Genomic DNA, 23,779 nt, shown 5'->3' on the forward strand with positions numbered 1-23,779 from the left:
AATGACGGACAGCGTGGACGAGCACCCCAGGGAGAAGCAGCGCGGGCCGGTCGTCCTGCGCCGCGGCCGCCGCGACGAGCTGACCACCACCGACCAGCGGCTGCTGGACTCGCGCGGCCACAGCGACTGGGTGCACACCGACCCGTGGCGGGTGCTGCGCATCCAGGCGGAGTTCGTGGAGGGCTTCGGCGCGCTGGCCGAGGTGCCGAGCGCGGTGACGGTGTTCGGCTCGGCCCGCACCGGCCGCGACCACCCCGAGTACGAGATCGGCCGCAAGCTGGGCGGCGCGCTGGCCGAGGCCGGGTTCGCGGTGATCACCGGCGGCGGTCCGGGCGCGATGGAGGCGGTCAACCGGGGCTGCTCGGAGGCGGGCGGGTTCTCCGTCGGCCTGGGCATCGAGCTGCCGTTCGAGCAGGGCCTGAACCCGTGGGTCGACCTGGGTGTGAACTTCCGCTACTTCTTCGTGCGCAAGACCATGTTCATCAAGTACTCGCAGGCGTTCATCTGCCTGCCGGGCGGGTTCGGCACGCTGGACGAGCTGTTCGAGGCGCTGACCCTGGTGCAGACGAAGAAGGTCACCAAGTTCCCGGTGGTGCTGTTCGGCAAGTCCTACTGGCAGGGCCTGTACGACTGGGTGCGCGACTCGGTGCTGCACAGCGGCAAGGTCGGCGAGAAGGACCTCGACCTGCTGCACCTGACCGACGACATCGACGACGCGGTGCGCGTGGTGAACGACGCGCACAAGGCCTGGGCGGACGCGCATTGACCGCCGTCACGGTGTACTGCGGGTCGTTGCGGACGGTCCCGGACAGCTACCTGGAGCTGGCGGCCGACGTGGGCAGGCGCATCGCGGCCCGCGGCTGGTCGCTGGTGTGGGGCGGCGGCCGCACGGCGATGATGGGCGCGGTGGCGCGGGCGGCCCGCGAGGGCGGCGCCCGCACCACCGGCGTGATCCCGCGCGGCCTGGTGGACCGCGAGGTGGCCGACACCGACTCCGACGACCTGCTGGTCGTGGAGACCATGCGGGACCGCAAGGCGTTGATGGAGGCGCACGGCGACGCGTTCCTGGCGCTGCCGGGCGGCATCGGCACGTGCGAGGAGCTGTTCGAGGTCTGGACGGCCCGGGTGCTGGCGATGCACGCCAAGCCGGTGGTCGTGCTCGACGTCGACGGCCACTACCGCGGCCTGGTCTCCTGGCTGGGGGAGCTGCGCGAACGCGGGTTCGTGTCCCCGTTCGCGCTGGACTCCCTCGTCGTGACCGACGACGTCGAGACGGCGCTGGACGCCTGCGCTAGCTGACCCGTGCGCCGTCGAGGCCCCGTGCGGCGGCCAGCCGCGCGGCCTCCTCGGCGAACATGTCCACGTCCAGCGGCACGAACGGCGAGACCTTCACCTCCAGCCGGGAGCCCGCCGCCTTGGCCTGCCAGGTGCCGAGGACCTCGCCGTCGACGAGCAGCGCGCCCCGCCGGCCCAGGATGCGCCACACCTGCTTCTGGTGCGCCTTGTCCGGCACGAGCAGGTCGCGGTCGCGGGCGTTGAGGTACGGGTCCAGCGGCGGCAGCAGCCGCACCACCTCGGGTTCCGGCGGGTCCTCGAACGCCGCGATCCGGTCGGCGGGCAGCCACGCGCGCTTGGACACGGCGACCAGGTCGTCCGGCCACGCGTCCTTGACGTCGCGGACCGGCGCGCCGAAGTAGTGCGCGACCTCCGACGGCCCGGCGGGGCCGTGCAGCCGCAGGTAGTCGCTGATCAGCGCGGCGAAACCCGCGCTGCGTGCCGGCACGTCGCGCCGGCCCTCCAGCGGCACGAACGTCACCGTCTTCTCCGCGGGGTCGAACCGCAGCCCGGCCGGCAGCACGGCCAGGCGGAAGACCGGGTCCAGCACGTGCGTGGCCTCACAGCCCCGGCACCAGGCGGTCAGCTCGGGGCGCACCTTGGCGGTGAGCCGGGACGACGCCTCGCCCTTCGTCATCGGCCGGGTCACCACCTCCCGCAACGCCACCGCGACCTCGCGCAGCGCCGCCAGGCCGTCCGCCACCGGCGGCCGGTTCATCCGGGCGAGCGCGTCGGCGTCGCTCAACGGCCACAGCCGGGCCGCCAGCGACGGCACCTCGTCGGCCCGGTGCCAGTGCGGTGCGCCCCGCACGCTCCACGTCAGCGTGAACGCGCCCAGGTCGGGCACCCGCTCCAGCCGCGCGGCGAGCGCGGGCACCGCCGACCGCTCCGAGTCCTGCAAGCCCAGGTCGAACACCCGCAGGTCGGCCGCCCCGGTGACGGTGCGGTCGAACTGGTGCGCGGCGACCCGGTAGGCGATCACCCGTTCCCGGTCAGCCAAGGTCGACGTCCAGGGTGATCAGCTCGTGCTCCAGCCGGGCGGTGCCGGAGATGCCCGCCAGCTCACCGGTGCCGGAGCCGGGCACGACGTGGCCCCAGAACTGCTCGCCGGCCGGGGACATGATCGCGCCGTGCTGGAGCACGAACGTCCCCGACCGGCCCTCCAGCGTGCCGACGAACCGCTCCGTGCCCACGTAGCCCGCCGAGCCGTCCGACGGTTGGCACATCGTCAGCTCGGCGGTGCTGGTGCCCTCCATGGCCCCGCGGTACGCCTTGTCCACGAGCGCCCGGCCCAGCTGCGGCTCCGCCTCGTCGTAGACGGTCTGCTCCCATCGGGTGATCTTGAACGTCGCCTTCGATTCCATGCGGGCGATACTCGCAGGTGTTCCTGTCACCTGCTGTCAGGCACCCTCAGCCCAGGGGCACGTCCAGCCGGGAGTCCGCGCCGAACGCGACCGTCGAGCCGAGCGCGCTGGAGCCCTGGTAGCGGGCGTCCACGGTGTCCACGACCAGCACCAGCCGGTTGCCCGCGGCCACCTGCCACACCACGGGCTCCAGGTCGAGGTCGACCGCGCGGGTCGCGGTCCCGGTCAGCGTCACGGGCTTGTGCGTGACCAGCGCGCCCAGCCCGAGCGCGTTCACCTCGTACAGGTAGGCGTAGAGCGTGGTCCGGGCGGCGCTCGGCGTCACGGTCAGGTGCGCGCGGGGCGTGCCGCTCACCGTCGTCGCGCTCCACTGCACGGGCCCGTGCCACACCGCCGCCGCGCCCCGGTCGATCAGCGGCGTGGACACGCCGACGGGCAGCTTCAGGAAGCCCTGCAACGCGCCGGACACGAGCACCGTGCCGCTCTCGGCGATGGTGGGCCACCCCGCGCCGATGCGGTCCGCGCTCAACGGCACGGTCCGGGTCCGCGCGGTGGCCGCCGCCCACGACGGGTACGCCCGCCAGTCGCCGCCGTTGTTCGGCTTGACCTGCACGGGCAGCTCGCGGTCGATGCCGTTGGCCTCGCCCTTGAGGTGGTGGTCGAACCACCGGCCGACCGACGTCCAGACCTCGTTGGGCAGCCCGGCCGCGCCGAACAGCTCGGCCGTGGCGTGGTCGCCCGGCGACAGCATCAGCCGCTTCGGCCCGGTCAACGCGCCGAAGAAGTCGGTGATCTGGCCGGGCGCGAACAGCCCGTCGTTCCACGCGTTGCCGATCATCACCGCCGCCTTGATCGACGACACGTGCGTGGCGGGGGAGCGCGGCGGCGAGATCGGCAGCACGTCGGCGAACCGGCCCTCCCGGTAGGCGGCCTCGGCGTCGCGCAGCACGGGCCCCGGCCGCCCGGTGAGCTTCCCGGCCGCGAGCAGCAGCTCCACGGCCTGCGCGCTCACCGTCTCGTTCGGGTACAGCGACCGCGCCAGGTCGGTCCACGTGCTCAGCGCGGTCACCGCCTTGATCCGCGGGTCGCGCGCCGCGGCCAGCAGCGACTGGCCGGCGCCGTAGGAGATGCCGCCGACGCCGACGCGGGCCGGGTCGCCGCCGGCGTGCGCGAGGCCCCAGTCGATGACGCGGCTGACGTCGGCCACGGTGTCGGGCCCGGCCACGTCGATCTCGCCCGCCGAGTCGTGGAAGCCGCGCGAGGTGTAGCTGATCACGGAGTAGCCGGACTGGTAGGCGAGCTTGGCCGCCGCCCCGACGTACTCGATGTTGTTCACGCCCCAGCTCGACGGCAGCACGATCAGCGGGAACGGCCCGCTGCCCCGTCCGGTGGGGGTGACGACGAAGGCCTTCAGCGGCGTGCCGCCCTCGCCGGGGATGGTCCGGTACGCCACCGCGAAGCCGGGCGCGGCCTGGGAGGGCGGTGCGAGCAGGACCGCCAGGACGGTGGCGAGCAGCAGGGGAAGTGATCGGCGCACGAGGTCCTCCTTGACCGTGACCGGGATCACGCAGGGTGTTACCGGCGAGTAAACACGAACCTTACTCACGGGTAGCAGGAGTCTGTGACGCAGCTCACCGTGCGAGGCGACGTGGCACGATGCCGTTCATGCGGTTCGGTTCACGTGAGGTCGCCGGGGATCGCGCGCTGGTGATGGCGATCGTCAACCGGACGCGCGACTCCTTCTACGACCGCGGCGCGACGTTCTCCGACGACGCCGCCATGGCCGCGGTGGACCGGGCGGTCGCCGACGGCGCGGACATCGTCGACATCGGCGGTGTCCGGGCGGGCTCCAAGGGCGAGGTGGTGGACACCGCCGAGGAGGCGCGGCGGGTCGTGCCGTTCGTCGCGGCGGTCCGCGAGCGGCACCCGGAGCTGGTGATCAGCGTCGACACGTGGCGGCACGAGGTGGGCCGCGCGGTGTGCGAGGCGGGCGCGGACCTCATCAACGACACGTGGGCGGGCGCGGACCCGGCGCTGGCCGAGGTGGCGGCCGAGTTCGGCGTCGGCATCGTCTGCTCGCACACCGGCGGCCTCGGGCCGCGCACCGACCCGCACCGCGTCCGCTACGCCGACGTGGTCGCGTCCGTGACCGCGGAGCTGGTCGGGCGGGCCGAGCGGATGGTGGCGCTGGGCGTGCCCGCCGAGGGCGTGCTGATCGACCCGACCCACGACTTCGGCAAGAACACCTGGCACGGCCTGGAGCTGCTGCGCAGGCTGGACGAGCTGGTGGCCACGGGGTGGCCGGTGCTGATGGCGCTGTCGAACAAGGACTTCGTCGGCGAGACCCTGGGCGCGGAGCTGGAGGACCGGGTCGACGGCACGCTGGCCGCGACGTCGGTGGCGGCGTGGGCCGGCGCGAAGGTGTTCCGGGCGCACCAGGTGCGGCAGACCCGGCGGGTGGTCGAGATGGTGGCCAGCATCGCGGGCACGCGCCCGCCCGCCCGCGTGCTGAGGGCGTTGGCCTGATGGCCGACTGGTTCGCCGCCAACACCTGGCAGAGTCCACAGTGGACCATCGAGGAGCTCGTGGCGCACAAGGGCGACCGCACGATCAGCGTGGTGCTGCCCGCGCTGGACGAGGAAGCCACCGTGGGCGACGTCGTGGCCGTCGTGCGCCCGCTGCTGGGCACCCTCGTGGACGAGCTGGTCGTCATGGACTCCGGCTCCACCGACGACACCGCGGCCCGTGCCGCGGCGGCCGGCGCGCGGGTCGTCCAGCGGACCGACGTGCTGCCCGAGCTGGCACCCCGGCCAGGCAAGGGCGAGGTGCTGTGGCGGTCGCTCGCCGCCACCACCGGCGACCTGGTCGTGTTCCTCGACTCCGACCTGGTCGACCCCGACCCGGACTTCGTGCCCGCCCTGCTCGGCCCGCTGCTGACCCGCGCCGGCGTGCACCTGGTGAAGGGCTTCTACCGGCGGCCGCTGCGGCTGGAGAGCACCGGCGGCGGCCGCGTCACCGAGCTGGCGGCCCGGCCGCTGCTCAACGCCCTGCGGCCGGACCTGGCGGGGGTCGTGCAGCCGTTGGGCGGCGAGTACGGGGGCACGCGCGAGTTCCTGGAGTCGGTGCCCTTCGCGCCCGGTTACGGCGTCGAGATCGGCCTGCTGCTCGACGCGCACACCCGGTACGGCCTGGACGGGATCGCGCAGGTCAACCTGGGTGTGCGCAAGCACCGCAACCGGGACCTGCGCCAGCTCGGGCCGATGGCGGCTCAGATCGCGGTCACCGCGCTGCGCCGCTGCGGCGTGCCGGTGGCCTCGTCGACGTTGACGCAGTTCGTGCCGTTCGACGGCGAGTGGCTGCCGTCGCCGGTGGACGTGCCCGCCGAGGACCGGCCCGCCATGCGCTCGGTGCTCCAGCGGTCGCGGTAGTGGCCAGGCGCCGACACCAGCTCCGCGTGCGTGCCCTCCTGCGTGACGCGGCCGTCCTCGAACACCACGACCCGGTCGAAGTCGACCAGGGGCGCGAGCCGGTGCGTGACCAGCACGACCGTGCCGCGGGCGTGGTCGAGGACGCGGCGCAGCACGGCGTCGCCGTGGTCGACCGCCAGGCCCTCGACCGGCTCGTCCAGCAGCAGCACGTCCGGGTCGGCCAGCAGGGCGCGCGCCAGCAGCAGGCGTTGCCGCTGACCGCCGGACAACGCCTCGCCGTCCTCGCCGACCACGGTGTCCCACGGCACGTCCAGGTCCACCAGCGCGGCGACCCGGTCCAGCTCCTCCCGTGACGCCCCGGGCCGGGCGAGCCGCACGTTGGCCTCCGCGGTGGCGTGGAAGACGTGCGCGTCGTCCAGCACGCCCTTGGCGACGCCGGGGTGCGCGGCGGCCAACGCCCGCAGGAACGTGCTCTTGCCCGCCCCGCTGGGGCCGACCACCCCGACCCGACCCACCGGCAGCTCCTCGTGCGGCACCGGCACGTCCGCCGCCCGCAACGCCTCCCGCACCCGGCCGACCGACCCGCGCACCTCGGCCCACCGCTGGGCGGCGGACGTCAGCGGCGTGACCACCTCCAGCACCGCGATCGAGCCGAGCACGACGTGCGCCGGCGCGCCGGACCGCAGCAACGCCAGCGCCACGCCGAACTGCACGACCACCGCCAGCCCCGCCAGCGCCGCCACGACGTGGCCGCCGCGCCGTTCCCGTTCGGCCAGGGCGTCGACCACCCGGCCGGTCGCGTCCAGCTCGCGGTCCAGCGCGCCGAACGCGGTCAGCTCCGCGGCCCCGTCCAGCAGCACGACGGTTCGTTGCGCCAGCTCCGCCCGTGCCGGCGCGAGCGCGCGCAGGTGCCGTGCGGCGAACGTGAAGGCGAGCCACGGCAGGACGCACCCGGTGAGCAGCAGCCCGACCAGCAACGGCCAGGCGAACCCGGTCGCGACCACCGCCACCGCGCCCACCACGACTGCCACCGCTGCGGGCAACGCGCACCGCAGCAGCGCGTCCTGCGCGCAGTCCACATCGGACACCAGCCGCGTGAGCGCGTCGCCGTGGGCGAGCGGGCGGCGCAGCAACGCGTCGTAGACCCGCCCGCGCACCTCCGCCAGGTGCCGCAGCACGGCCGAGTGCCCGGCCAACCGCTCCGCGTACCGCAGGCCGCCACGCGCCAGGGCCAACGTGCGCACCGTCACGATCGCCACCGTCAACGCCGACAGCGGCGGCTGCCCGGCCGCGCGCACGATGAGCCACACGGCGGTCGTCATGAGCCCGATCCCGGCGAGTTCGGCGGCCACCCCGGCGGCCACCGCGAGCACCAGCCGCCTCATCCGAACGCCACCACCCGGTCGACCTCGCCGAGCACCGCGGGCCGGTGCGCCACGATGACCGCCGTCCGGCCGGACGCGAGCCGCCGCGTGGCCCTCAGCACCGCCTCCTCCGTGCCGCCGTCCAGCCGGGACGTCGGCTCGTCCAGCAGCAGCACCCGCGCGTCGTCCCGGACCAGCGCCCGCGCCAACGCCACCCGCTGCCGCTCGCCGGAGGACAGCGGGTGCTCGGCGTCGACCAGGTGCGCCAGCCCCATCTGCGCGGCGGCGGCCCGCACGTCGCCGGACGAGCCGAGCGCGATGTTCTCGCCGACCGTGCCGGGGAACAGCGTGGGGCGTTGGGGCACCCAGGCGAGCTGCCGCAACCACGACTCCCGGTCGATCTCCCGCAGGTCGACCCCGCCGACGAGCACCCGTCCCTCCGCCGGCGTCACGAACCCCATCAGCGCGGCCAGCACGGTGCTCTTCCCGACCCCGCTGGGCCCGACCAACCCGACCCGCTCACCGGCCGCGACGCGCAACGACACCGGACCCACCGCGTCCCTCCCGGGATACCGGACCACGACCCGTTCCAACGCGATCTCCGCCGTCCGCGCGTCGGGCGCGCGCACCGCCACGGCGACCCTCCCGCCGAGTTGTCCACAGGCAGCGCTTTCCGCCGCTTTTTTGTCGCCCTCACCTGGCAGCATCGAAACCGGGGGTCCCCCCGGCGGGGACGCCTGCGCAGCCACGGCGGCGGACTCATGCGTGGTGACGGCGGCGGATTCCTGCGCGGCCACGGTGGCGGGCGCTTGTGTGGTGGCGGTGGCGGATTCCTGCGTGGCCACGGTGGCGGGCGCTTGTGTGGTGGCGGTGGCGGATTCCTGCGTGGCCACGGTGGCGGGCGCTTGTGTGGTGGCGGTGGTGGCGGGCGCTTGCGCAGCCACCGCGGCGACGGACTCCAGCACGGCCAGGCCCTCGGCCGAGGCGTGGAACTGCGAGCCGGCCGCCCGCAGCGGCAGGTAGGCCTCGGGCGCGAGCAGCAGCACCAGCAGCGCCACCTGCAACGTCACGCCGCCGTGCAGCAGCCGCAGCCCCACAGGCACCGCCACCAGCGCCACCGACAGCGTCGCCACCAGCTCCAGCACCAGCGCTGACAGGAACGCCACCCGCAGCGTGCGCATGGTGGCCGCCGCGTGCGCCCCGGCCATCGCCCGCACGGTCGCCGCCTGCGCCGCCGCCCGGCCGAACACCTTCAACGTGCCCAACCCGCGCACGACGTCCAGGAAGTGGCCGCCCACGACGGCGAGCCCCGCCCACTGCGCCCGCGTCCGGTCCCGCGTGTGCAGGCCGACCAACGCCGCGAACACCGGCACGAGCGGCAACGTCACCAGCACGACCACCGCCGAGGTCAGGTCGGCGAACGACAGCCGCGCCACCACGGCCACCGGCACCACCGCCGCCACCGCCACCTGCGGCAGGTAGCCCGCGAAGTACGGCTCCACCGCGTCCACGCCCTTCACCACCAGCGTGGTCACCGACCCCGCCGGGCCGGGCGACCCGCACGAGTCGCGCAACACCCGCTTGCGCAACGAAGCCTTGACCGAAGACGCGCAGCGCTGCGTCACCAATCGCACGGCCCACACCACCACCGCACGCGCCACGACGACCGGCACCAGCCACCACGCCGACCACCCGCCGGCCAGCACGGACGCCAGCACCTCGGCCTGCGCGAGCACCACCGCCGCCGTGAGCACCGCCGCCACGGCCAGCACGACGGCGTACCGCCGGTCAACGTGCCGCACGGGACATCCGCCAAGTCGCCCACTGGAACACCAGCACCAACGGCACCACCACGACCGCCGCCCACGTCAGCACTCGCAACGTCGACACGTCCGCCATCACCGACACCGTCACCACCGACCGCGCCCCGAACACCCCGAGCACCGGCAGCGCGCACAACACCGCGCTGCACCCGAAAGCCGCCCGGTACCGCTCGGCCCGCAACGCCGTCCAAGTCGCGCCCACCAGCCCCAGCGCCGCCACCGCCGTCACCCCGAACACCGGCGCCGACACCGACCCGGCCGTCACGACCGCCGCCACCACGAACACCGCCGCGGCCGGCACGAGGTACCCGGCGATCCGCCGCGCCCGCTCCCGCAACTCGCCCGACAGCCGCCAGGCCAGGAAAACCGCGCCGTGCAAGGTGAACAGCACCGGCATCCCCGCACCCCACAGCACGAGGGGCCCGCCGAGCACGCGTCCCAGCAGCACACCCCACGCCACCGCGACCACCACCGCGCCACCGACCAGCAGCACGTCCCACCCCGGCGACCGCAGCTGCACGGCGACCGTGAAGCACACCAGCCCGGCCAGCAGCACCGCGAACACCGTGTGCTGCGACGACAGCAGCTCGCCCTCCAGCCGGGGGAACGCCCCGAACAGCACGCCCACGGCCGCGACCAGCCACACCTCGTTGCCGAGGAAGAACGGCGTCACCGCCCGCAGCACGGCCCGCCGCGCGGGCTCGTCCCGCCCGACCAGCCGCAACAGCACCCCGACCCCGTAGTCGAACCCGGCCAACGCGAAGTAACCGCAGGTCAGGAACGCCAGCAGGGCAACCCAGACACCTTCCACGACACACCCCTCACAGAGCCGGAACGAGCGGCGACACGGGCGCGGCGTCCGACGAGACGGGCCCGCGCCGGGCCAGCCGGGCGATCAGCACCCAGTCGGCGACCGCCAGCACCGCGAACACCCCGGTGAACGCGATGAACGACACGAGCAGTTGGTCCCGGCTGACGTGCGACATCGCGTCCTGCGTGGTCAGCACCCCCTGGACCAGCCACGGCTGCCGCCCGACCTCGCGGAACAGCCACCCGCCGATCGCGGCCACGAACGGCAGCGGGATGCCGACGACCATCAGGTACAGCGGGAACCGCAGCCGCACCACCCAGTCGCGCACCAGCAGCGGCACGGTCAGCCAGCTCACCAGCAGCAGCACGAACCCGATCTGGATCATGAACCCGAGGCCCGCGCCGTCCACCGCGCCGACCGTGTCGAACTTGTCCGGCTGGTAGCGCTGCACGATGGGGAACTGGCCGAACCCGAAGCCGATCAGCATCGGCGTGGCGAGCGCGGTCAGCACCACGCCCAGCCGCAGCGACCGGCGGAAGAAGTCGACCTCGGTGGTGCGCCGGATGAAGTGGTAGGCGCTCACGCCGGTCAGGAACACCCCGCCCGCGGTCAGCGACGCGAAGCACACGTGCAGGAACGCCGTGCCGAACGTCGGGTTGGCCACCAGCGCGGAGAAGTCGACCAGCCGCAGCACGCCGTCGCGCAGCTCGTGCCCGGCGGGGTGCTGGAGGAAGGCGTTCGCCATCATGATCCAGAACGCCGAGGCGAACGCCGTGAGGGTGACCAGCCAGATCAGCGCGAGGTGCACCCACTTGTTCAGCCGGTCCCAGCCGAAGATCCACAGGCCGAGGAACGTCGACTCCAGGAAGAACGCGACCAGCGTCTCCAGCGCCAGCGGCGCGCCGAACACGTCGCCCGCGACCGTCGACAGGCCCGACCAGTTCAGCCCGAACTGGAACTCCATGACGATGCCGGTCGCGATGCCGAGCGCGTAGTTCACCACGTAGAGCCGACCCCAGAAGCGCGTCATCCGGGCGTGCACGGGGTCGGCGGACAGCGTGGCCCGGGTCTGCATCACCGCCACCGACGTCACCAGTCCGAGCGTCAGCAGCACGAACAGGAAGTGGAACGACGTCGTGGTGGCGAACTGGAGCCGGGCCAGTCCGAGAGCATCCATGAGTAGGGAGGTTATATGTAGGCAAACTACTTAACATCGGGGATGTCCCCGATTCCCACCCCGGTCCGCGATCCGTAGAGTGCCTACTCATGAAGTCCGACGCGTTGCGCGGGCACCTCGACGCGCTCCTGCTGGCCACGCTCGACGGCGGCCAACTGCACGGCTACGCCATCATCGAGGCGTTGCAGCGGCGCAGCGGCGGGGCGCTCGACCTGCCCACCGGCACCGTCTACCCGGCCCTGCGCCGACTGGAGACCGCGGGCCTGGTGGCCAGCGAGTGGAGCACCGTCGGCGGACGCCAGCGCCGCACCTACCGGCTGACGAAGGCGGGCCAGCGCGCGCTGGACGCCGAGCGCACCGCGTGGCGCGAGTTCACCGCCGCGATCGAGGGCGTGCTGGGAGGTGGGCCGTGGCCGGCGCAGGCGTGATCGACGAGTACGTGACCGCGCTCGACCGGCGGCTGCGCGGGCCCGACCCGGTGAAGGACGACCTGCTCGCCGAGGCCCGCGACAGCCTCCACGACGCCGCCGCCGCGCACCGCGACCGGGGCCTGGCCGAGGAGGACGCGCAACGCCGCGCCGTCGCCGAGTTCGGCCCGGTCACCACCATCGCCCGCGAGTACCAGGGCCTGCTCGGCCTCGCCTACGGCACCCGCACGCTGCGGTCGGTGATGCTGGTCCTCCCCCTCGCCTACGTGATGTGGGAGCTCAACCGCGCGTTCTGGATCGGCGCGTGGGACGACTTCGACGCCCCGCCGCCCGACTGGTACCTCACCGTCGCCCGCTTCAACGACGCGTCGGCGTGGCTCGTGGCGGGCGCGGCCGTGCTCGCGCTGCTCGTCGGGCGGCGACTGGCCCGCACCAGGGTCAGCACGGTGACGCTGGCCAGGCTCGCCGGGGTCGTCGCCGTCGTCGCGGTCGGCGTGTCCCTGCTCGGCACCGTGGCCATCCTGGCCGCGACCGCCTACCTGGACGCCGCCAGGCTGTTCCTGTCACTCCCGGTGACCGCCGCGTCCGCGGTCTCGCTGGCCGTCGCGCTTCGGCTCGCCGTCCTCGCCCGGCGCTGTGTGGTGTTCTCCTCGGTGTGACCCGGCACGCATGTGTCACGATCGTCCCGTGACCTCAGCGCTCTTCTACATCCTCGTCATGGCGCTCGTGGCGGCCGTGGTCTTCCTGCTGGCCGCGCTGGTGTTCGGCCGTGGCGAGGAGCTGGCGCCGCTGCCGCCGGGCGCGTCGCCGACCCGCCTGCCGTCCGACGACGTGACCCCGGAGGACGTGCGCGACCTGAAGTTCCAGCAGGTGCTGCGCGGCTACAAGATGACCGAGGTGGACTGGGCGCTGGACCGCCTGGCCGGCGAGGTCGAACGGCTGCGCGACCGCGTCGCCGAGCTGGAGGCCGAGCTGGGCGTCGACGCGCGCCCGGGGACCGCGCCCGAGCCGGAGACCGAGCCGGACGCCACGTCCGAGCCGCGGACCGCGTCCGAACGGCAGACCGCGCCCGAGCCGGAGCCGGAGGGCGACCGGGAGCCCCAGCGCGACCCGGCCTGACCAGCGCCTCGACCGCCCGACCCAGCTCAGGAGCACGACGCATGACCGACCTCGTCCGCTGCCCGTGGGGCGACAGCACGCCCGACTACGTCGACTACCACGACACCGAGTGGGGCGTGGAGCTGCACGGCGAGGCGGCGATGTTCGAGCGGATGTCGCTCGAATCGTTCCAGTCCGGCCTGTCGTGGATCACGATCCTGCGCAAGCGCGAGAACTTCCGCGCCGCGTTCGCGGGCTTCCGACCCGAGGTCGTCGCCGAGTTCGGGCCGGACGACTTCGACCGGCTCATGGCCGACGCGGGCATCGTCCGCAACCGCGCCAAGATCACCGCCACGATCAACAACGCCCGCGCGGTGGCCGAGCTGGACGTGCCGCTGGACGACCTGCTGTGGTCGTTCGCGCCCGAGCACCACGAACGTCCCGCCACGATCGCCGACGTGCCCGCCGTCACGCCCGAGTCCAAGGCGATGGCCAAGGAGCTCAAGCGCCGCGGCTTCGTCTTCCTCGGCCCCACCACCTGCTACGCGCTGATGCAGGCCACCGGCATGGTCGACGACCACATCGCGGCCTGCTTCCGCGCCGCCGACGCCGTCACCGCCCGGTGAACGACGGCTTCCGCTTGGCCACGAACGCGGCCACCGCCTCGCGGTGGTCGGCCGTCGCGCCCGCCTCCGCCTGCGTGCGGGCCTCCACGTCCAGCGCGGCCGCCAGCTCGCCGGAGAACGCCATCGCTTCCTTGATCTTGGCGTAGGCGGTGGTCGGCCCCGCGGCCAGCTGGCGGGCCAGCGCCTGCGCCGTCGACAGCACCTCGCCGTCCGGCACCACCTGGCCCACCATGCCGATCCGCAACGCCTCCTCCGCGCCCACCGGCTGCGCGAGCAGCATCATCTCCATCGCCCGGCCGTGCCCGATCAGCCGCGGCAACGTCCACGACGCGCCCGAGTCCGCGGTCAACCCCACGTTCGCGAACGCCATCAGGAACTTCGCCGACGCCCCGGCCACCCGCAGGTCGCACGCGTACGCCAGCGACGCCCCCGCGCCCGCCGCCGTGCCGTTCACCGCGGCGATCACCGGCTTCGGCATCCCCACGATCGCCTTGATCAGCGGGTTGTAGTGCCGCTCCACCGTCTCCAGCGGCGCGGGGTCGCCCGCCTCCAGCAGCGCCACGTGCTCCTTGAGGTCCTGACCGGCGCAGAACGCCTTCCCCGCGCCCGTGATGACGACCGCCCGCACGGCGTCGTCCGCCGCCGTCTCGACCACGGCGTCGAGGAACCGCTCCTTCAACGCCACCGTGAACGAGTTGAACGACTCGGGCCGGTTCAGCGTGAAGGTGCGAACGCCGTCAGCGTCGTCGATGAGGAGTTCGGACACGGGGTGACCTCCGGTTAGTGGTGGGCGAGGCAGTCGTCGACGAACTTGGCCACCGCGGGCGCGAGGCGGTTGGTGTGCCGGTCGAAGAACTCGGCCGCCTCCGCGCCCGGCCAGCCGGCGGGCAGCAGCTCCCGCGGCAGGCCCGGGTCGCGGAACAGGAACTTGCGCCACGCGTGCAGGAACCGCTGCGACGCGGCGAACGCCGACGGCGGCGACGTACCGTCCACAGCGGACATCACCGGCTCCCACTCGGCCACGAACCGCGCGTAGTCGCGCCCCAGCGTGGCCAGGTCCCACGCCCGGCCCGCCAGCTCGGCCGGATCGCCCTCGTGCTCGCCGCGAAACGTGCTTCCCCTCACGTTCTCCGAGCTCAGCACGTCCGCCAGCTCCGGCGACGGGCGCGGGGCGATCCACGTCACGGGGCCCAGCGCGCCGTAACCGAGCAGTTGCAGCGAGGAGGCGAGCCGGTCGCGCGCCTCCCGCGCGGGCAACTCCTCCAGCACAACCACGTGCCACCGACCGTCCCAGGTGGACGGCCGGGTGCGGTAGATGCGGGCCGCGGCCTCGTCCAGCCGCCGTTCCGCGCGAGGTGTCATCGCGTAGCCCGGGCCGTCCGGCAGGCGGACCGGCTCCAGCCAGCCCTGCCGCACCGTGCGCGATACCGCCGTGCGCACGGCGGGCGCGGCGAACTCCAGCGGCTCCAGCAACCGGACGAGCGCGGCGATCGTCGCCGCGCCACCCCGCTCGCGGAGGTGGCCGCCGTAGACGTCGAAGAGCGCGGAACGGGCTCGCACGAGTGCCGAGTCTGTCAGGGCGACCCCGCGACACGCCACAACGCCCGCGATCGGTCACGACCAGGTGACGGTCGCCCGCCCGCGCGGAAGTCGTTGCGGCACGGCGATCCTGGCCCTGATCTGCGGCTCGGTGAAGATCGCCAACCGGTCCCCGACCGGCCGGAAAGATCGGTTCGGTTTCGCTGCCGAGTCCGCATAGGGGAGAATGGGCGGAGTATCCGGCCCTGGTCGGACGGGGAAGATGTTGACGGAGGGAGCACGCGATGGCGGCCATGAAGCCCCGGACCGGCGACGGTCCCCTCGAGGTGACCAAGGAGGGGCGCGGCATCGTGATGCGCGTTCCGCTCGAGGGTGGTGGGCGCCTCGTCGTCGAGATGTCGGCGGATGAGGCCAACGCCCTGGGCGACGCCCTCAAGGCAGCCGCCGGCTGACCAGCCGGACCGAAGACAGCGTCGACGCCCCGGTTTCCACTGTGGAACCGGGGCATCGCCACGTCGTGCCGCGCTGCCGTGCGGCACCTGTTCACCTGCGGCTTTAGTCCCGGTCGCGTCGAACCCGCCTGCTCACCCCCTCGGAGGTCCCCCCGTGCGAGCACCCCTGCCCACCCCGCTGGTCACCGTCGAGGTGGCCGACACCCTCCGGCGAGGTGTGCCCGCGGTGCTCGTCGCGTTCCCCGGCGACCCGGCACGGGTGGGGCCCGGTGCGCAGGACGTGGTCGACCCCGCCGACGTGAGCGGCAAGGCCGGTGCGACGTCCCGGCAGGGGCGGTCGTGGGTGGTCGGCGTGGGCGACGGCACGGCGGGCGACTGGCGGCGGGCCGGCGCGTCGCTGGTGCGGGCGCTGCACGCCGACGCCGAGCGGTCGGGCGCGACCACGTTCGACGTGCGGCTGCCCGGTGACGTGGCGGCGCAGGCGGTGTCGGCGTTCACGCTGGGCGCGGCCGTCGGCGGCTACCGGTTCAAGGTGACCGCCGAGGAACCGCCGCCTCGGGTGAAGTCGTTGCGCCTGGTCACGGACGTGCCGGGGATGGCCGACGTGGTGCGCGAGGCGAACGTGCTGGCCGCGGCGACGTCGCTGGGGCGTGACCTGGCGAACACGCCGTCAAACGTGAAGGACCCGGCCTGGTTGGCCGCGGCGGCGGTGAAGGCGGCGCGGGGCGTGCCGGGGCTGCGGGTCGAGGTGCGCGACGAGCGGTGGTTGGCCCGGGAGGGCTTCGGCGGCGTGCTGGCGGTGGGCGGCGGTTCGGTGCGTCCGCCGAGGTTCATCGAGCTGACCTGGCCGGGCACCGGCGACGACCAGCCGCACCTGGTCCTGGTCGGCAAGGGCATCACGTTCGACACCGGCGGCATCTCGATCAAGCCGGCGGACGGCATGCACCTGATGCGCACGGACATGTCCGGCGGCGCGGCCGTCATCGCGGCTGTGGTGGGCATCGCCCGGCAGGGGCTGCCCGTCCGGGTGACCGGCCTCGTGCCCGCCGCCGAGAACCACGTGTCCGGCTCGGCCTACCGACCGGGTGACGTCATCACCCATTACGGGGGCACGACGACCGAGGTGACGAACACGGACGCGGAAGGCCGCCTGGTTTTGGCCGACGCCCTCGCCTACGCCGTGCGCAACCTGGCGCCGGACTGCCTGGTGGACGTCGCCACCCTGACCGGCGCGATGAAGGTGAGCCTCGGCCTGCGCACGGGCGGCCTCTTCGCCACCGACGACGACCTGGCCGCCCGCGTCGCCGCCTCGGGTGCGCGGGTGGGGGAGTCGTGGTGGCGGATGCCGCTGCCCGAGGATCTGGCGGAAGACGTCCGCAGCGACATCGCCGACGTCCGCCAGTGCCCACCGGGTCCGGGCGGGATCACCGCCGCACTGTTCCTCAAGGAGTTCACCGGCACTGTCCCGTGGGCTCACCTGGACATCGCGGGCCCGGCCCGGGCGGACAAGGTCTACGACGAAGTCGTGCCCGGAGCCACCGGCTTCGCCGCCAGGACCCTGATCGCCCTGGCCACGACCTACACCCGCCCGAACACGATCGGGTGATCATGGCCGGAAAATGTACGGAAACACTGTTACCGCCCCTCGGTTGAATCGAGGAACCGCAACCCCCCAACCCGACCCCCGACCCAGCAACCCCCCCGCACCGCCGCCTCCACGTACTCCGACTCCCTGCCCTTCGGGCTCACTGACCTCCGGGCTCGGGGCTCGTGGGCCGGCCACCAGCCCCTCCGGCCTCTGCGGTCCGCCCAGCTGAGGACTTACGGCCTGGGGGTCCCCGGCCGAGAACCTGCGGCCTGAGGATCCCCGGCTGAGGGCCCCAGCTGAGGGTTCCGGCCGAGGGCCGCAGCTTTGCGCCTCGGCTGAGGGCGTCCGGCTCGAGGGCTTGGCTCGGGGCGCTCGGTCGGGCTCAGGTGCGGAGCGCGTGGTCGCGGAAGGCGTCGACGGCGGGCGGGAGCGGGGTGTCGGTGGGCCAGACCAGCGCGATCTCCCGCGCCGCACGCGGGGTGAGCGGGATTTCCGGCAGGCCGGACGGCGAGTCCGCGTGCGGCAGCAGGGCCACGCCCAGGCCGGCGGCGACCAGGCCGCGGACGGTTTCGGTCTCCTGGCCCTCGAAGGCCAGGGTGGGCGTGAACCCGGCCGCGGCGCAGAGGTCGTCGGTGATCTGGCGCAGGCCGTAGCCGGGCTCCAGGCCGACGAACTCCTCGCCCGCCAGCTCGGCGACCGCCACCGCGGCGCGGCCGGCCAGGTGGTGGCCCGGTGGGACGACCAGGACCAGCTCCTCCTCCGAGATCACCGCGTGGGTGAACGCGGGATCGGTGGGCGGGGGTGAGACGAAGGCCAGGTCGACCGCGCCGTTGCCCAGGTCGGCCAGGATGCCCTGGCGCGAGTTCTGGACCAGGCGGAATCGCACTGACGGATGATCTTCGCGGAAGGTGCCGACCAGGGCGGGGACGACGGAGCGGCCCAGCAGGTAGAGGAAGCCGAGCGCCACTTGGCCACGTTCGGGTGACACCTCTTCGGTGGCGGCGCGGTGGCCCGCTTCCAGGGTGGTCAGGGCTCGGTCGGCGGCTTCGCAGAGCAGGCGGCCTGCCCTGGTCAGGCGGACGCGGCGACCCGATCGAATGATCACCGGTGCGCCCAACGACTCGCTCAGTGACGCCAGCCAGCGGCTGACGGTCGGCTGCGGCACGCCCGCGTGCTCGGCGGCGTGGGTCACGTGCTCGTCGGCGCCCAGGGCGCGCAGAACGGTCAGGCGCGCCACCAACTCATCCATCACCGCATGGATTCTGGCAAATCGGCGCATTGGACGTATCGCTTAGCGTCGGAGACGTGCCGAGCCGCCTCACCACCGCCGTCGCCGCCACCGGCCTGGCCACGTTCGCGCTGCTCTACGCACCGCAGTCGGTCCTGCCCGCCATCGCCGCCGACTTCCGCCTCACGCCGGCCGAAGCGTCCCTCGCCATCAGCGCCGCCACCGGCGCGCTCGCCCTCGCGATCATCCCCCTGGCGACCCTCGCCGACCGGGTCGGCCGACGCCGCGTGATCGTCTGGTCCGTCCTCACCGCCGCCGCCCTCGGCTTGCTCCTCCCGCTCACCCCGACCTACGAAACCCTCCTCGCCGCCCGGGCCCTGCAAGGCGTCGCCACCGCGGGCGTCCCGGCGACCGCCATGGCGTTCCTCGCCCAGGAAGCCGGCCGGACCCACGTCGGCGCGGCCATCGGGGCACTGGTCGCGGGCAACAGCGCGGGCGGCATGGTCGGCCGCCTCATCACCGGCTTCACCACCGACGGCACCTCGTGGCGCACCGCCCTGGCCCTGGCGGGTGCGTTCGGCGCGGCCTGCGCGATCACCGCCGCCCTCTTGCTGCCCAACGGCCACCGCGCCGAACGCCGCCCGAGCGCGCTCAAGGACGCCCTCACCGACCGCGTCCTGCTTTGCCAGTACGCGATCGCGATCCTCGCCGTGGCGGCGTTCATCTCGGTCTTCAACGTGATCGGCTTCCGCCTCACCACCGACCTGGGCCTGCCCACCGCCGTCGCCACGCTGGTCTACCTGACCTACGCGGCGGGTGGCGCCACGTCCGCCGCCGCGGGCCGCCTGGCCGACCGCCACGGCCGCGCCCGCATCACCCTCGCCGACCTGGCGTTGGCCGCCGCGGGCGCCGCCCTCACCCTCGCCGACCACGTCGTCGTGATCGCCGTCGGCCTCACCCTGTTCACCGGCGGCTTCTTCGCCGCCCACGCGGTCGCGAGCGGCTGGGTCGGCGCCCGTGCCCCGGCCCACGTGCGGGGCCAGGCGTCGGGCGTCTACCTGTTCGCGTACTACGTCGGCAGCAGCACCGGCGGCACCGCGGGCAGTGCCGCCTACCAGGCGCACGGCTGGCCGGGCCTGACCGCCCTGGTCGCGGCCTGGCTCGCCCTGGCGGCCCTCGCCGCGGTCACGGCTCAGAAGTCCAGCGGCACCTCGACCCCCGCCCCGCCGGTCACCGCGACCGCGTCCACCTGCGGCAACGTCACCGTGCCCGCCGCCACCGAGAACGTCACCGCCCGCACGTCCTCCGGCACCTCGAACACCACCGCCACCGGGAACGTGTCCCCGCCGTAACGCGCGCCGACCTGCCGCGCCGCCTGCCCGCTGGGCACGGTCAACGTCAGCAGAGCCGACGTCTGCCCCGCGCCGACCACGCTCGGCAGCCCGTGCCCGATCAGCCGCAGCTCCACCAGCGCCATCCCGGGACCGGCCGTGACCAGCTCGTACTGCCCGCCCGACGACACCGGCCGCTGCCGCCCCAACCGGGCCCGCACGACCTCCAGCGACCCGGCCGCCGCACCCACCGCCACCGGCGTCGACACCGAGATCGACTCCGGCCCCGGCGCCCGCCGCAACGCCCGGGGCGCGTCGCCGACGACCTGCCCGGACGGCACCTCGACCCGCTGCTGCAACGACTTCGTCCCCACGGTGTCGAGCACCAGCGACTCCTGCCCGCCCGCGGCCGGCACGGTGTAGACGATCAGCGCCGACCCGTTGTCCGGCAGCCGTTCGGCGGGCAGCCGGTGCCGCCTGCCGGGCACGTCCAGCGACAGCTCCGGCGGCTGCGGCAGCCACCCGCGCCACGGCGTCTGCCCGAACGCCGAGTCGACCTCGCCGTGCCGCGTCACCCGCACCCGCAGCACCCGCAGCGCCACGCCGTGCTCGGCCCGCAGGTCGCCTTCCGCCGTCGGCCACACCGCCGGCGACGCATACCCCGTCACGTGCACCTCGAGCTGGTCGTCGCGCACCATCGCGGACGCCGCGTCCAGCACCTGGCCGTCGTCGGGCAGCACGGCCAGGAAGTCCGGCCCCGCCTGGCCGACGCCCTGGTCGGCGGAGGTCTCGCGGCCGTCGGTGCGCACCAGCTTGCCCACCGGTGTGCTGCGCGCGCCCTGCGGCGGCACCTGCGGCGGCTGCACCTCCAGCCGGATCCCGGCCGCGCTGCGCTCGACCTGCTTCAACGGCACCGGCACCCAGTCGGTGGTCGCGGCCGTGCCCGGCACCTGCACCGGGCCGCACCACAGCCGCGTGTCGACCTCGAACGCCTGGCCGGTGCGCGCGAACCAGCAGCTCACCGCGTCACGGCCGGTCCGGGCCACGTACCCGAACGACAACGTGTAGCTCAGCTCGGCCTCGCCCCGCGCCTGCAGGCCGGCCGCGTCCAGCACCGCCTCTCCCTGGATGGTCAACCTCACCTGCTCGGCGCTGAACGCGGGCGTGGCGCACCCTCCGGCCACCAGCGCGAGCAGGAGCACAAGCCACCGCATACCGCCCCCAGTAGTCGCCCCTACTGGTTAGAAGGCGGTCGGCGGGCCGTACCGTTGCATCCCGTTCGGGTGATGGAGGTCACACCCCCCATCACCCTCGGGCATCATCCGGTCACTTGGCGCTGGTCAACGCCGCTTCGTAGACGGCCACGGTCTGCTCGGCCACCGTCGCCCACGAGAACTCCTCGACCGCCCGCACCCGGCCGGCCTCACCGAACGCCTTCGCCCGCGCCGGGTCGCCGAGCACCTCGTTCACCGCGTCGGCCAACGCCACCCGGTACGCCTCGACGTCCTTCTCGTCGTAGTGCACCAGCAGCCCGGTCCGCCCGTGGTCGACGACCTCCGGGATGCCGCCGACGTCGGACGCCACGACCGCCGTGCCGCACGCCATGGCCTCCAGGTTCACGATGCCCAGCGGCTCGTACACCGACGGGCACACGAACACCGTCGAGTGGCTCAGGATCTGCCGCACCTCGGCCGGCTGGAGCATCTGCTGGATCCAGAACACCCCGGGCCGCGACGCCGCCAGCTCCGCCACCGCCAGCCGCGTCTCCTCGGCGATCTCCGGCGTGTCCGGCGCGCCCGCGCACAGCACGACCTGCGCGTCCGGCGAGATCCGGTGCGCGGCGGCGACCAGGTGCCCCACGCCCTTCTGCCGCGTGATCCGCCCGACGAACGTCACGATCGGCCGTGCCGGGTCGATCCCGTGCCGGACCAGCGCGTCGGTCTCGGACACCGGGTGGTAGGCGGCGGTGTCGATGCCGTTGCGCACCACGTGCACCCGCGCCGGGTCCAACGCCGGGTAGCAGTCCAGCACGTCGGCCCGCATGCCCTCGCTGACCGCGATCACCGCGTCCGCCGCCTCGTACGCGGTCCGCTCGACCCAGGACGACACCCGGTAGCCGCCGCCGAGCTGCTCGGCCTTCCACGGCCGGCGCGGCTCCAGCGAGTGCGCGGTCACCACGTGCGGGATGCCGTGCAGCAGCTTGGCCAGGTGGCCCGCCATGTTGGCGTACCAGGTGTGGGAGTGCGCGAGCTGCACGTCACCCAGCGCGGCGGCCATCTCCAGGTCCACCGACAGCGTGGCCAGCGCGGCGTTCGCCCGTTCCAGCCCGTGCGCCGGGTTGTGCGCCCTGGCGTCCGCGCGCGGCCCGCCGAAGGCGTGCACGTCGACGTCCACCAGTTCGCGCAACCTCGGCACCAGGAAACCGACGTGCACCCCAGCTCCGCCGTAGACCTCCGGCGGGTACTCCCGTGTCAGCAGTCCAATTCGCACGGGGCTCACCGTAACCCGGTCGCCGGGGGCAGCCGGGTGAACGAGCGGAGTCCGCGCCGCTTCGCCGTTGGTGGGCCGGTGCTCACCCGGTTAGGGTCGTTGCCGTGAAAGGGCAACCGCACGTTCTAGGAATTGTCCTCGCCGGTGGCGAAGGCAAACGGTTGTGGCCGTTGACCGCCGACCGGGCAAAACCGGCGGTGCCCTTCGGCGGTAACTACCGGCTGGTGGACTTCGTCCTGTCCAACCTGGTGAACGCGGGGTTCGTCAAGCTCTGCGTGCTCACCCAGTACAAATCCCATTCCCTGGACCGGCACATCTCCACGACGTGGCGACTGTCCAATGTGCTCGGGCAGTACGTCACGCCGGTGCCGGCGCAGCAGCGGCTCGGGCCGCGCTGGTACACCGGCAGCGCGGACGCGATCTTCCAGTCGCTCAACCTCGTCAACGACGAGAAGCCCGAGCACGTGATCATCTTCGGCGCGGACCACGTCTACCGGATGGACCCGGGCCAGATGGTGGAACAGCACGTCGAGACGGGTGCGGGCGTCACCGTGGCGGGCATCCGGGTGCCGCGGGCGGAGGCCAAGGCGTTCGGCTGCATCGACTCCGACGCGTCCGGGTTGATCACGCGGTTCCTGGAGAAGCCGTCCGAGCCGCCGCACGTGCCGGACGACCCCGAGGTCACGTTCGCGTCGATGGGCAACTACGTGTTCACCACGGAGGCGCTGATCGAGGCGTTGCGGGCGGACGCGGCCAACCCCGACTCCGACCACGACATGGGCGGCGACATCATCCCGATGCTCGTCGACCAGGGCCAGGCCCACGTCTACGACTTCGCCGACAACAAGGTGCCGGGGGAGACCGACCGCGACCGCGGCTACTGGCGTGACGTGGGGACCATCGACGCCTACTACGAGGCGCACATGGACCTGGTGTCGGTGCGCCCGGTGTTCAACCTCTACAACCAGGCGTGGCCGATCCGGACGGCGACCCCGCCGCTGCCGCCCGCGAAGTTCATCGCGGGGGGCAGCGCCGAGGACTCCATGGTGGGGCCGGGGTCGATCATCTCCGGCACCGTCCACGGGTCCGTGATCAGCTCGGACGTGGTCGTGGAGTCCGGGTCGGTGGTGCAGGGCAGCGTGCTGCTGCCGGGCGTGCGGATCGGGCGCGGCGCGGTGGTGCGGCGGGCGATCCTGGACAAGAACGTCGTGGTGCCCGACGGCGCGCTGATCGGCGTGGACCCGGCGACGGACCGGCAGCGCTACACCGTGTCGTCCGGCGGCGTGACGGTGCTGGGCAAGGGCGTCACGGCGCACTGAGCGGGTGGCCGGTGGTCACGTCGACGTGCTCGGGGACCTCCTCGTGGCGGTCCCCGACGGTCGACGTGCCGCTGGGCTCGATCATCAGGATGCGCGCGCCGTCGGGGGACGACGGCTTGTGACGCGTGCCCTTCGGGACGACGAAGACATCGTGCGGCTCCAGGTGCACCGTGCGGTCGTCGAGGGCGATGTCCAGTTCGCCGTCGAGGACGAGGAAGAACTCGTCGGTGTCGTCGTGGGCGTGCCAGACGTGCTCGCCGCGGACCTTGGCGACGCGGATGTCGTAGTCGTTGACCGCGGTGACGACGCGCGGGCTCCACAGGGCGTCGAAGCTCGCCAGCGCCTCGGTCAGGTTGATCGGATCCATGGCGTCGATGC

At 73.6% G+C, this 23,779-nt stretch carries 22 protein-coding genes and 2 pseudogenes; 12 read left to right on the forward strand and 12 right to left on the reverse strand.

What is annotated here, in order from left to right; genetic code table 11:
- Position 1 precedes the first annotated feature (1 nt).
- Both LZG04_RS06885 and LZG04_RS06890 read left to right on the forward strand, forming a co-directional pair.
- Entirely contained in the window at positions 2-766 is a 765-nt protein-coding gene (locus LZG04_RS06885) for a TIGR00730 family Rossman fold protein (RefSeq protein ID WP_233814328.1), read from the forward strand.
- Entirely contained in the window at positions 763-1,299 is a 537-nt protein-coding gene (locus LZG04_RS06890; protein WP_233814329.1) for a TIGR00730 family Rossman fold protein, read from the forward strand. The genes LZG04_RS06885 and LZG04_RS06890 overlap by 4 nt, the downstream gene beginning before the upstream one ends.
- Here the strand turns inward: LZG04_RS06890 and LZG04_RS06895 are convergent.
- The 3 genes from LZG04_RS06895 to LZG04_RS06905 are packed head-to-tail and all read right to left on the reverse strand — an operon-like array spanning position 1,292 to position 4,236.
- Positions 1,292-2,335: a DNA glycosylase AlkZ-like family protein gene (locus tag LZG04_RS06895; RefSeq protein ID WP_233814330.1), complete on the reverse strand. Its 1,044-nt coding sequence runs from the start codon at positions 2,333-2,335 to the stop codon at positions 1,292-1,294. The genes LZG04_RS06890 and LZG04_RS06895 overlap by 8 nt on opposite strands.
- Positions 2,328-2,699 (reverse strand): DUF3224 domain-containing protein, encoded by a 372-nt coding sequence (locus tag LZG04_RS06900; protein WP_233814331.1) that lies wholly within the window; start codon positions 2,697-2,699, stop codon positions 2,328-2,330. Before LZG04_RS06900 ends, LZG04_RS06895 begins: the two co-directional genes overlap by 8 nt.
- Positions 2,700-2,745: 46 nt before the next feature.
- On the reverse strand, positions 2,746-4,236 hold the full coding sequence (locus tag LZG04_RS06905) for a CocE/NonD family hydrolase (protein ID WP_233814332.1): 1,491 nt from the start codon (positions 4,234-4,236) through the stop codon (positions 2,746-2,748).
- 119 nt (positions 4,237-4,355) lie between these two features.
- Between LZG04_RS06905 and folP the strand changes: the two genes are divergently transcribed.
- Both folP and LZG04_RS06915 read left to right on the forward strand, forming a co-directional pair.
- Complete coding sequence (gene folP, locus LZG04_RS06910; RefSeq protein WP_233814334.1) at positions 4,356-5,225, forward strand: dihydropteroate synthase; 870 nt, start codon at positions 4,356-4,358, stop codon at positions 5,223-5,225.
- Positions 5,225-6,127 (forward strand): glucosyl-3-phosphoglycerate synthase, encoded by a 903-nt coding sequence (locus tag LZG04_RS06915; protein WP_233814336.1) that lies wholly within the window; start codon positions 5,225-5,227, stop codon positions 6,125-6,127. Before folP ends, LZG04_RS06915 begins: the two co-directional genes overlap by 1 nt.
- A gap of 197 nt (positions 6,128-6,324) precedes the next feature.
- On the opposite strand, the pseudogene LZG04_RS06920 reads toward LZG04_RS06915, so the two are convergent.
- The 4 genes and pseudogenes from LZG04_RS06920 to LZG04_RS06935 all read right to left on the reverse strand — a co-directional run.
- Positions 6,325-7,512 (reverse strand): annotated as a pseudogene (locus LZG04_RS06920) (ATP-binding cassette domain-containing protein); the annotation flags it as partial.
- Positions 7,509-9,293, reverse strand: a complete 1,785-nt coding sequence (locus tag LZG04_RS06925; protein ID WP_233814338.1) for an ABC transporter ATP-binding protein/permease — start codon at positions 9,291-9,293, stop codon at positions 7,509-7,511. The pseudogene LZG04_RS06920 and the gene LZG04_RS06925, both read right to left, overlap by 4 nt.
- Positions 9,280-10,125, reverse strand: coding sequence for a cytochrome d ubiquinol oxidase subunit II (locus tag LZG04_RS06930; protein WP_233814340.1), 846 nt, complete (start codon positions 10,123-10,125; stop codon positions 9,280-9,282). Before LZG04_RS06930 ends, LZG04_RS06925 begins: the two co-directional genes overlap by 14 nt.
- A 10-nt stretch (positions 10,126-10,135) precedes the next feature.
- On the reverse strand, positions 10,136-11,302 hold the full coding sequence (locus LZG04_RS06935) for a cytochrome ubiquinol oxidase subunit I (protein ID WP_233814342.1): 1,167 nt from the start codon (positions 11,300-11,302) through the stop codon (positions 10,136-10,138).
- 89 nt (positions 11,303-11,391) lie between these two features.
- Between LZG04_RS06935 and LZG04_RS06940 the strand changes: the two genes are divergently transcribed.
- From LZG04_RS06940 to LZG04_RS06955, 4 genes and pseudogenes are all read left to right on the forward strand, one after another.
- On the forward strand, positions 11,392-11,730 hold the full coding sequence (locus LZG04_RS06940; protein WP_233814344.1) for a PadR family transcriptional regulator: 339 nt from the start codon (positions 11,392-11,394) through the stop codon (positions 11,728-11,730).
- Entirely contained in the window at positions 11,712-12,389 is a 678-nt protein-coding gene (locus LZG04_RS06945) for a permease prefix domain 1-containing protein (protein ID WP_233814346.1), read from the forward strand. The genes LZG04_RS06940 and LZG04_RS06945 overlap by 19 nt, the downstream gene beginning before the upstream one ends.
- 28 nt (positions 12,390-12,417) lie before the next feature.
- A pseudogene (locus LZG04_RS06950) lies at positions 12,418-12,702 on the forward strand (DivIVA domain-containing protein); the annotation flags it as partial.
- 188 nt (positions 12,703-12,890) lie between these two features.
- Entirely contained in the window at positions 12,891-13,454 is a 564-nt protein-coding gene (locus LZG04_RS06955; protein ID WP_233814348.1) for a DNA-3-methyladenine glycosylase I, read from the forward strand.
- Here the strand turns inward: LZG04_RS06955 and LZG04_RS06960 are convergent.
- Both LZG04_RS06960 and LZG04_RS06965 read right to left on the reverse strand, forming a co-directional pair.
- Positions 13,441-14,220 (reverse strand): enoyl-CoA hydratase-related protein, encoded by a 780-nt coding sequence (locus tag LZG04_RS06960; RefSeq protein WP_233814350.1) that lies wholly within the window; start codon positions 14,218-14,220, stop codon positions 13,441-13,443. The two genes, LZG04_RS06955 and LZG04_RS06960, sit on opposite strands and share 14 nt — an antisense overlap.
- A 14-nt stretch (positions 14,221-14,234) precedes the next feature.
- On the reverse strand, positions 14,235-15,014 hold the full coding sequence (locus LZG04_RS06965; RefSeq protein ID WP_233814352.1) for a PaaX family transcriptional regulator C-terminal domain-containing protein: 780 nt from the start codon (positions 15,012-15,014) through the stop codon (positions 14,235-14,237).
- 263 nt (positions 15,015-15,277) lie between these two features.
- Between LZG04_RS06965 and LZG04_RS06970 the strand changes: the two genes are divergently transcribed.
- Together LZG04_RS06970 and LZG04_RS06975 are read left to right on the forward strand one after the other, a co-directional pair.
- Positions 15,278-15,445, forward strand: coding sequence for a DUF3117 domain-containing protein (locus tag LZG04_RS06970; RefSeq protein ID WP_012783412.1), 168 nt, complete (start codon positions 15,278-15,280; stop codon positions 15,443-15,445).
- Positions 15,446-15,599: 154 nt separating this feature from the next.
- A complete protein-coding gene (locus LZG04_RS06975) occupies positions 15,600-17,051 on the forward strand; it encodes a M17 family metallopeptidase (protein WP_233814354.1) in 1,452 nt (483 codons plus the stop codon).
- 364 nt (positions 17,052-17,415) lie between these two features.
- On the opposite strand, the gene LZG04_RS06980 is transcribed toward LZG04_RS06975, so the two are convergent.
- Positions 17,416-18,282, reverse strand: coding sequence for a LysR family transcriptional regulator (locus LZG04_RS06980; protein ID WP_233814357.1), 867 nt, complete (start codon positions 18,280-18,282; stop codon positions 17,416-17,418).
- A 56-nt stretch (positions 18,283-18,338) separates the two neighbouring features.
- Between LZG04_RS06980 and LZG04_RS06985 the strand changes: the two genes are divergently transcribed.
- The gene (locus LZG04_RS06985) at positions 18,339-19,613 is read left to right on the forward strand and encodes an MFS transporter (RefSeq protein WP_233814359.1); all 1,275 of its coding nucleotides are present in this window, start codon (positions 18,339-18,341) and stop codon (positions 19,611-19,613) included.
- A 1,305-nt stretch (positions 19,614-20,918) separates the two neighbouring features.
- Here the strand turns inward: LZG04_RS06985 and glgA are convergent.
- Positions 20,919-22,082 carry a glycogen synthase gene (gene glgA / locus LZG04_RS06990; RefSeq protein WP_233814361.1) on the reverse strand — a complete coding sequence of 388 codons (1,164 nt, stop codon included), beginning with the start codon at positions 22,080-22,082 and terminating at the stop codon, positions 20,919-20,921.
- A gap of 104 nt (positions 22,083-22,186) precedes the next feature.
- On the opposite strand from glgA, the gene glgC reads away from it, so the two are divergent.
- Positions 22,187-23,401, forward strand: coding sequence for a glucose-1-phosphate adenylyltransferase (gene glgC / locus LZG04_RS06995; protein ID WP_233814363.1), 1,215 nt, complete (start codon positions 22,187-22,189; stop codon positions 23,399-23,401).
- Here glgC and LZG04_RS07000 read toward each other — a convergent pair.
- Positions 23,388-23,768 carry a cupin domain-containing protein gene (locus LZG04_RS07000; RefSeq protein WP_233814365.1) on the reverse strand — a complete coding sequence of 127 codons (381 nt, stop codon included), beginning with the start codon at positions 23,766-23,768 and terminating at the stop codon, positions 23,388-23,390. The two genes, glgC and LZG04_RS07000, sit on opposite strands and share 14 nt — an antisense overlap.
- Between the last annotated feature and the right edge of the window lie 11 nt (positions 23,769-23,779).

It is taken from the genome of Saccharothrix sp. S26 (assembly GCF_021390395.1).
Taxonomy (GTDB): domain Bacteria; phylum Actinomycetota; class Actinomycetes; order Mycobacteriales; family Pseudonocardiaceae; genus Actinosynnema.

Excerpts from the sequence above, each read along its gene's own strand:
- LZG04_RS06885 (WP_233814328.1), top strand. The coding sequence starts at position 2 with ATGACGGACAGCGTGGACGAGCACCCCAGGGAGAAGCAGCGCGGGCCG.
- LZG04_RS06900 (WP_233814331.1), bottom strand. The coding sequence starts at position 2,699 with ATGGAATCGAAGGCGACGTTCAAGATCACCCGATGGGAGCAGACCGTC.
- folP (WP_233814334.1), top strand. The coding sequence starts at position 4,356 with ATGCCGTTCATGCGGTTCGGTTCACGTGAGGTCGCCGGGGATCGCGCG.
- LZG04_RS06915 (WP_233814336.1), top strand. The coding sequence starts at position 5,225 with ATGGCCGACTGGTTCGCCGCCAACACCTGGCAGAGTCCACAGTGGACC.
- LZG04_RS06935 (WP_233814342.1), bottom strand. The coding sequence starts at position 11,302 with ATGGATGCTCTCGGACTGGCCCGGCTCCAGTTCGCCACCACGACGTCG.
- LZG04_RS06940 (WP_233814344.1), top strand. The coding sequence starts at position 11,392 with ATGAAGTCCGACGCGTTGCGCGGGCACCTCGACGCGCTCCTGCTGGCC.
- LZG04_RS06955 (WP_233814348.1), top strand. The coding sequence starts at position 12,891 with ATGACCGACCTCGTCCGCTGCCCGTGGGGCGACAGCACGCCCGACTAC.
- LZG04_RS06970 (WP_012783412.1), top strand. The coding sequence starts at position 15,278 with ATGGCGGCCATGAAGCCCCGGACCGGCGACGGTCCCCTCGAGGTGACC.
- LZG04_RS06980 (WP_233814357.1), bottom strand. The coding sequence starts at position 18,282 with ATGGATGAGTTGGTGGCGCGCCTGACCGTTCTGCGCGCCCTGGGCGCC.
- LZG04_RS07000 (WP_233814365.1), bottom strand. The coding sequence starts at position 23,768 with ATGGATCCGATCAACCTGACCGAGGCGCTGGCGAGCTTCGACGCCCTG.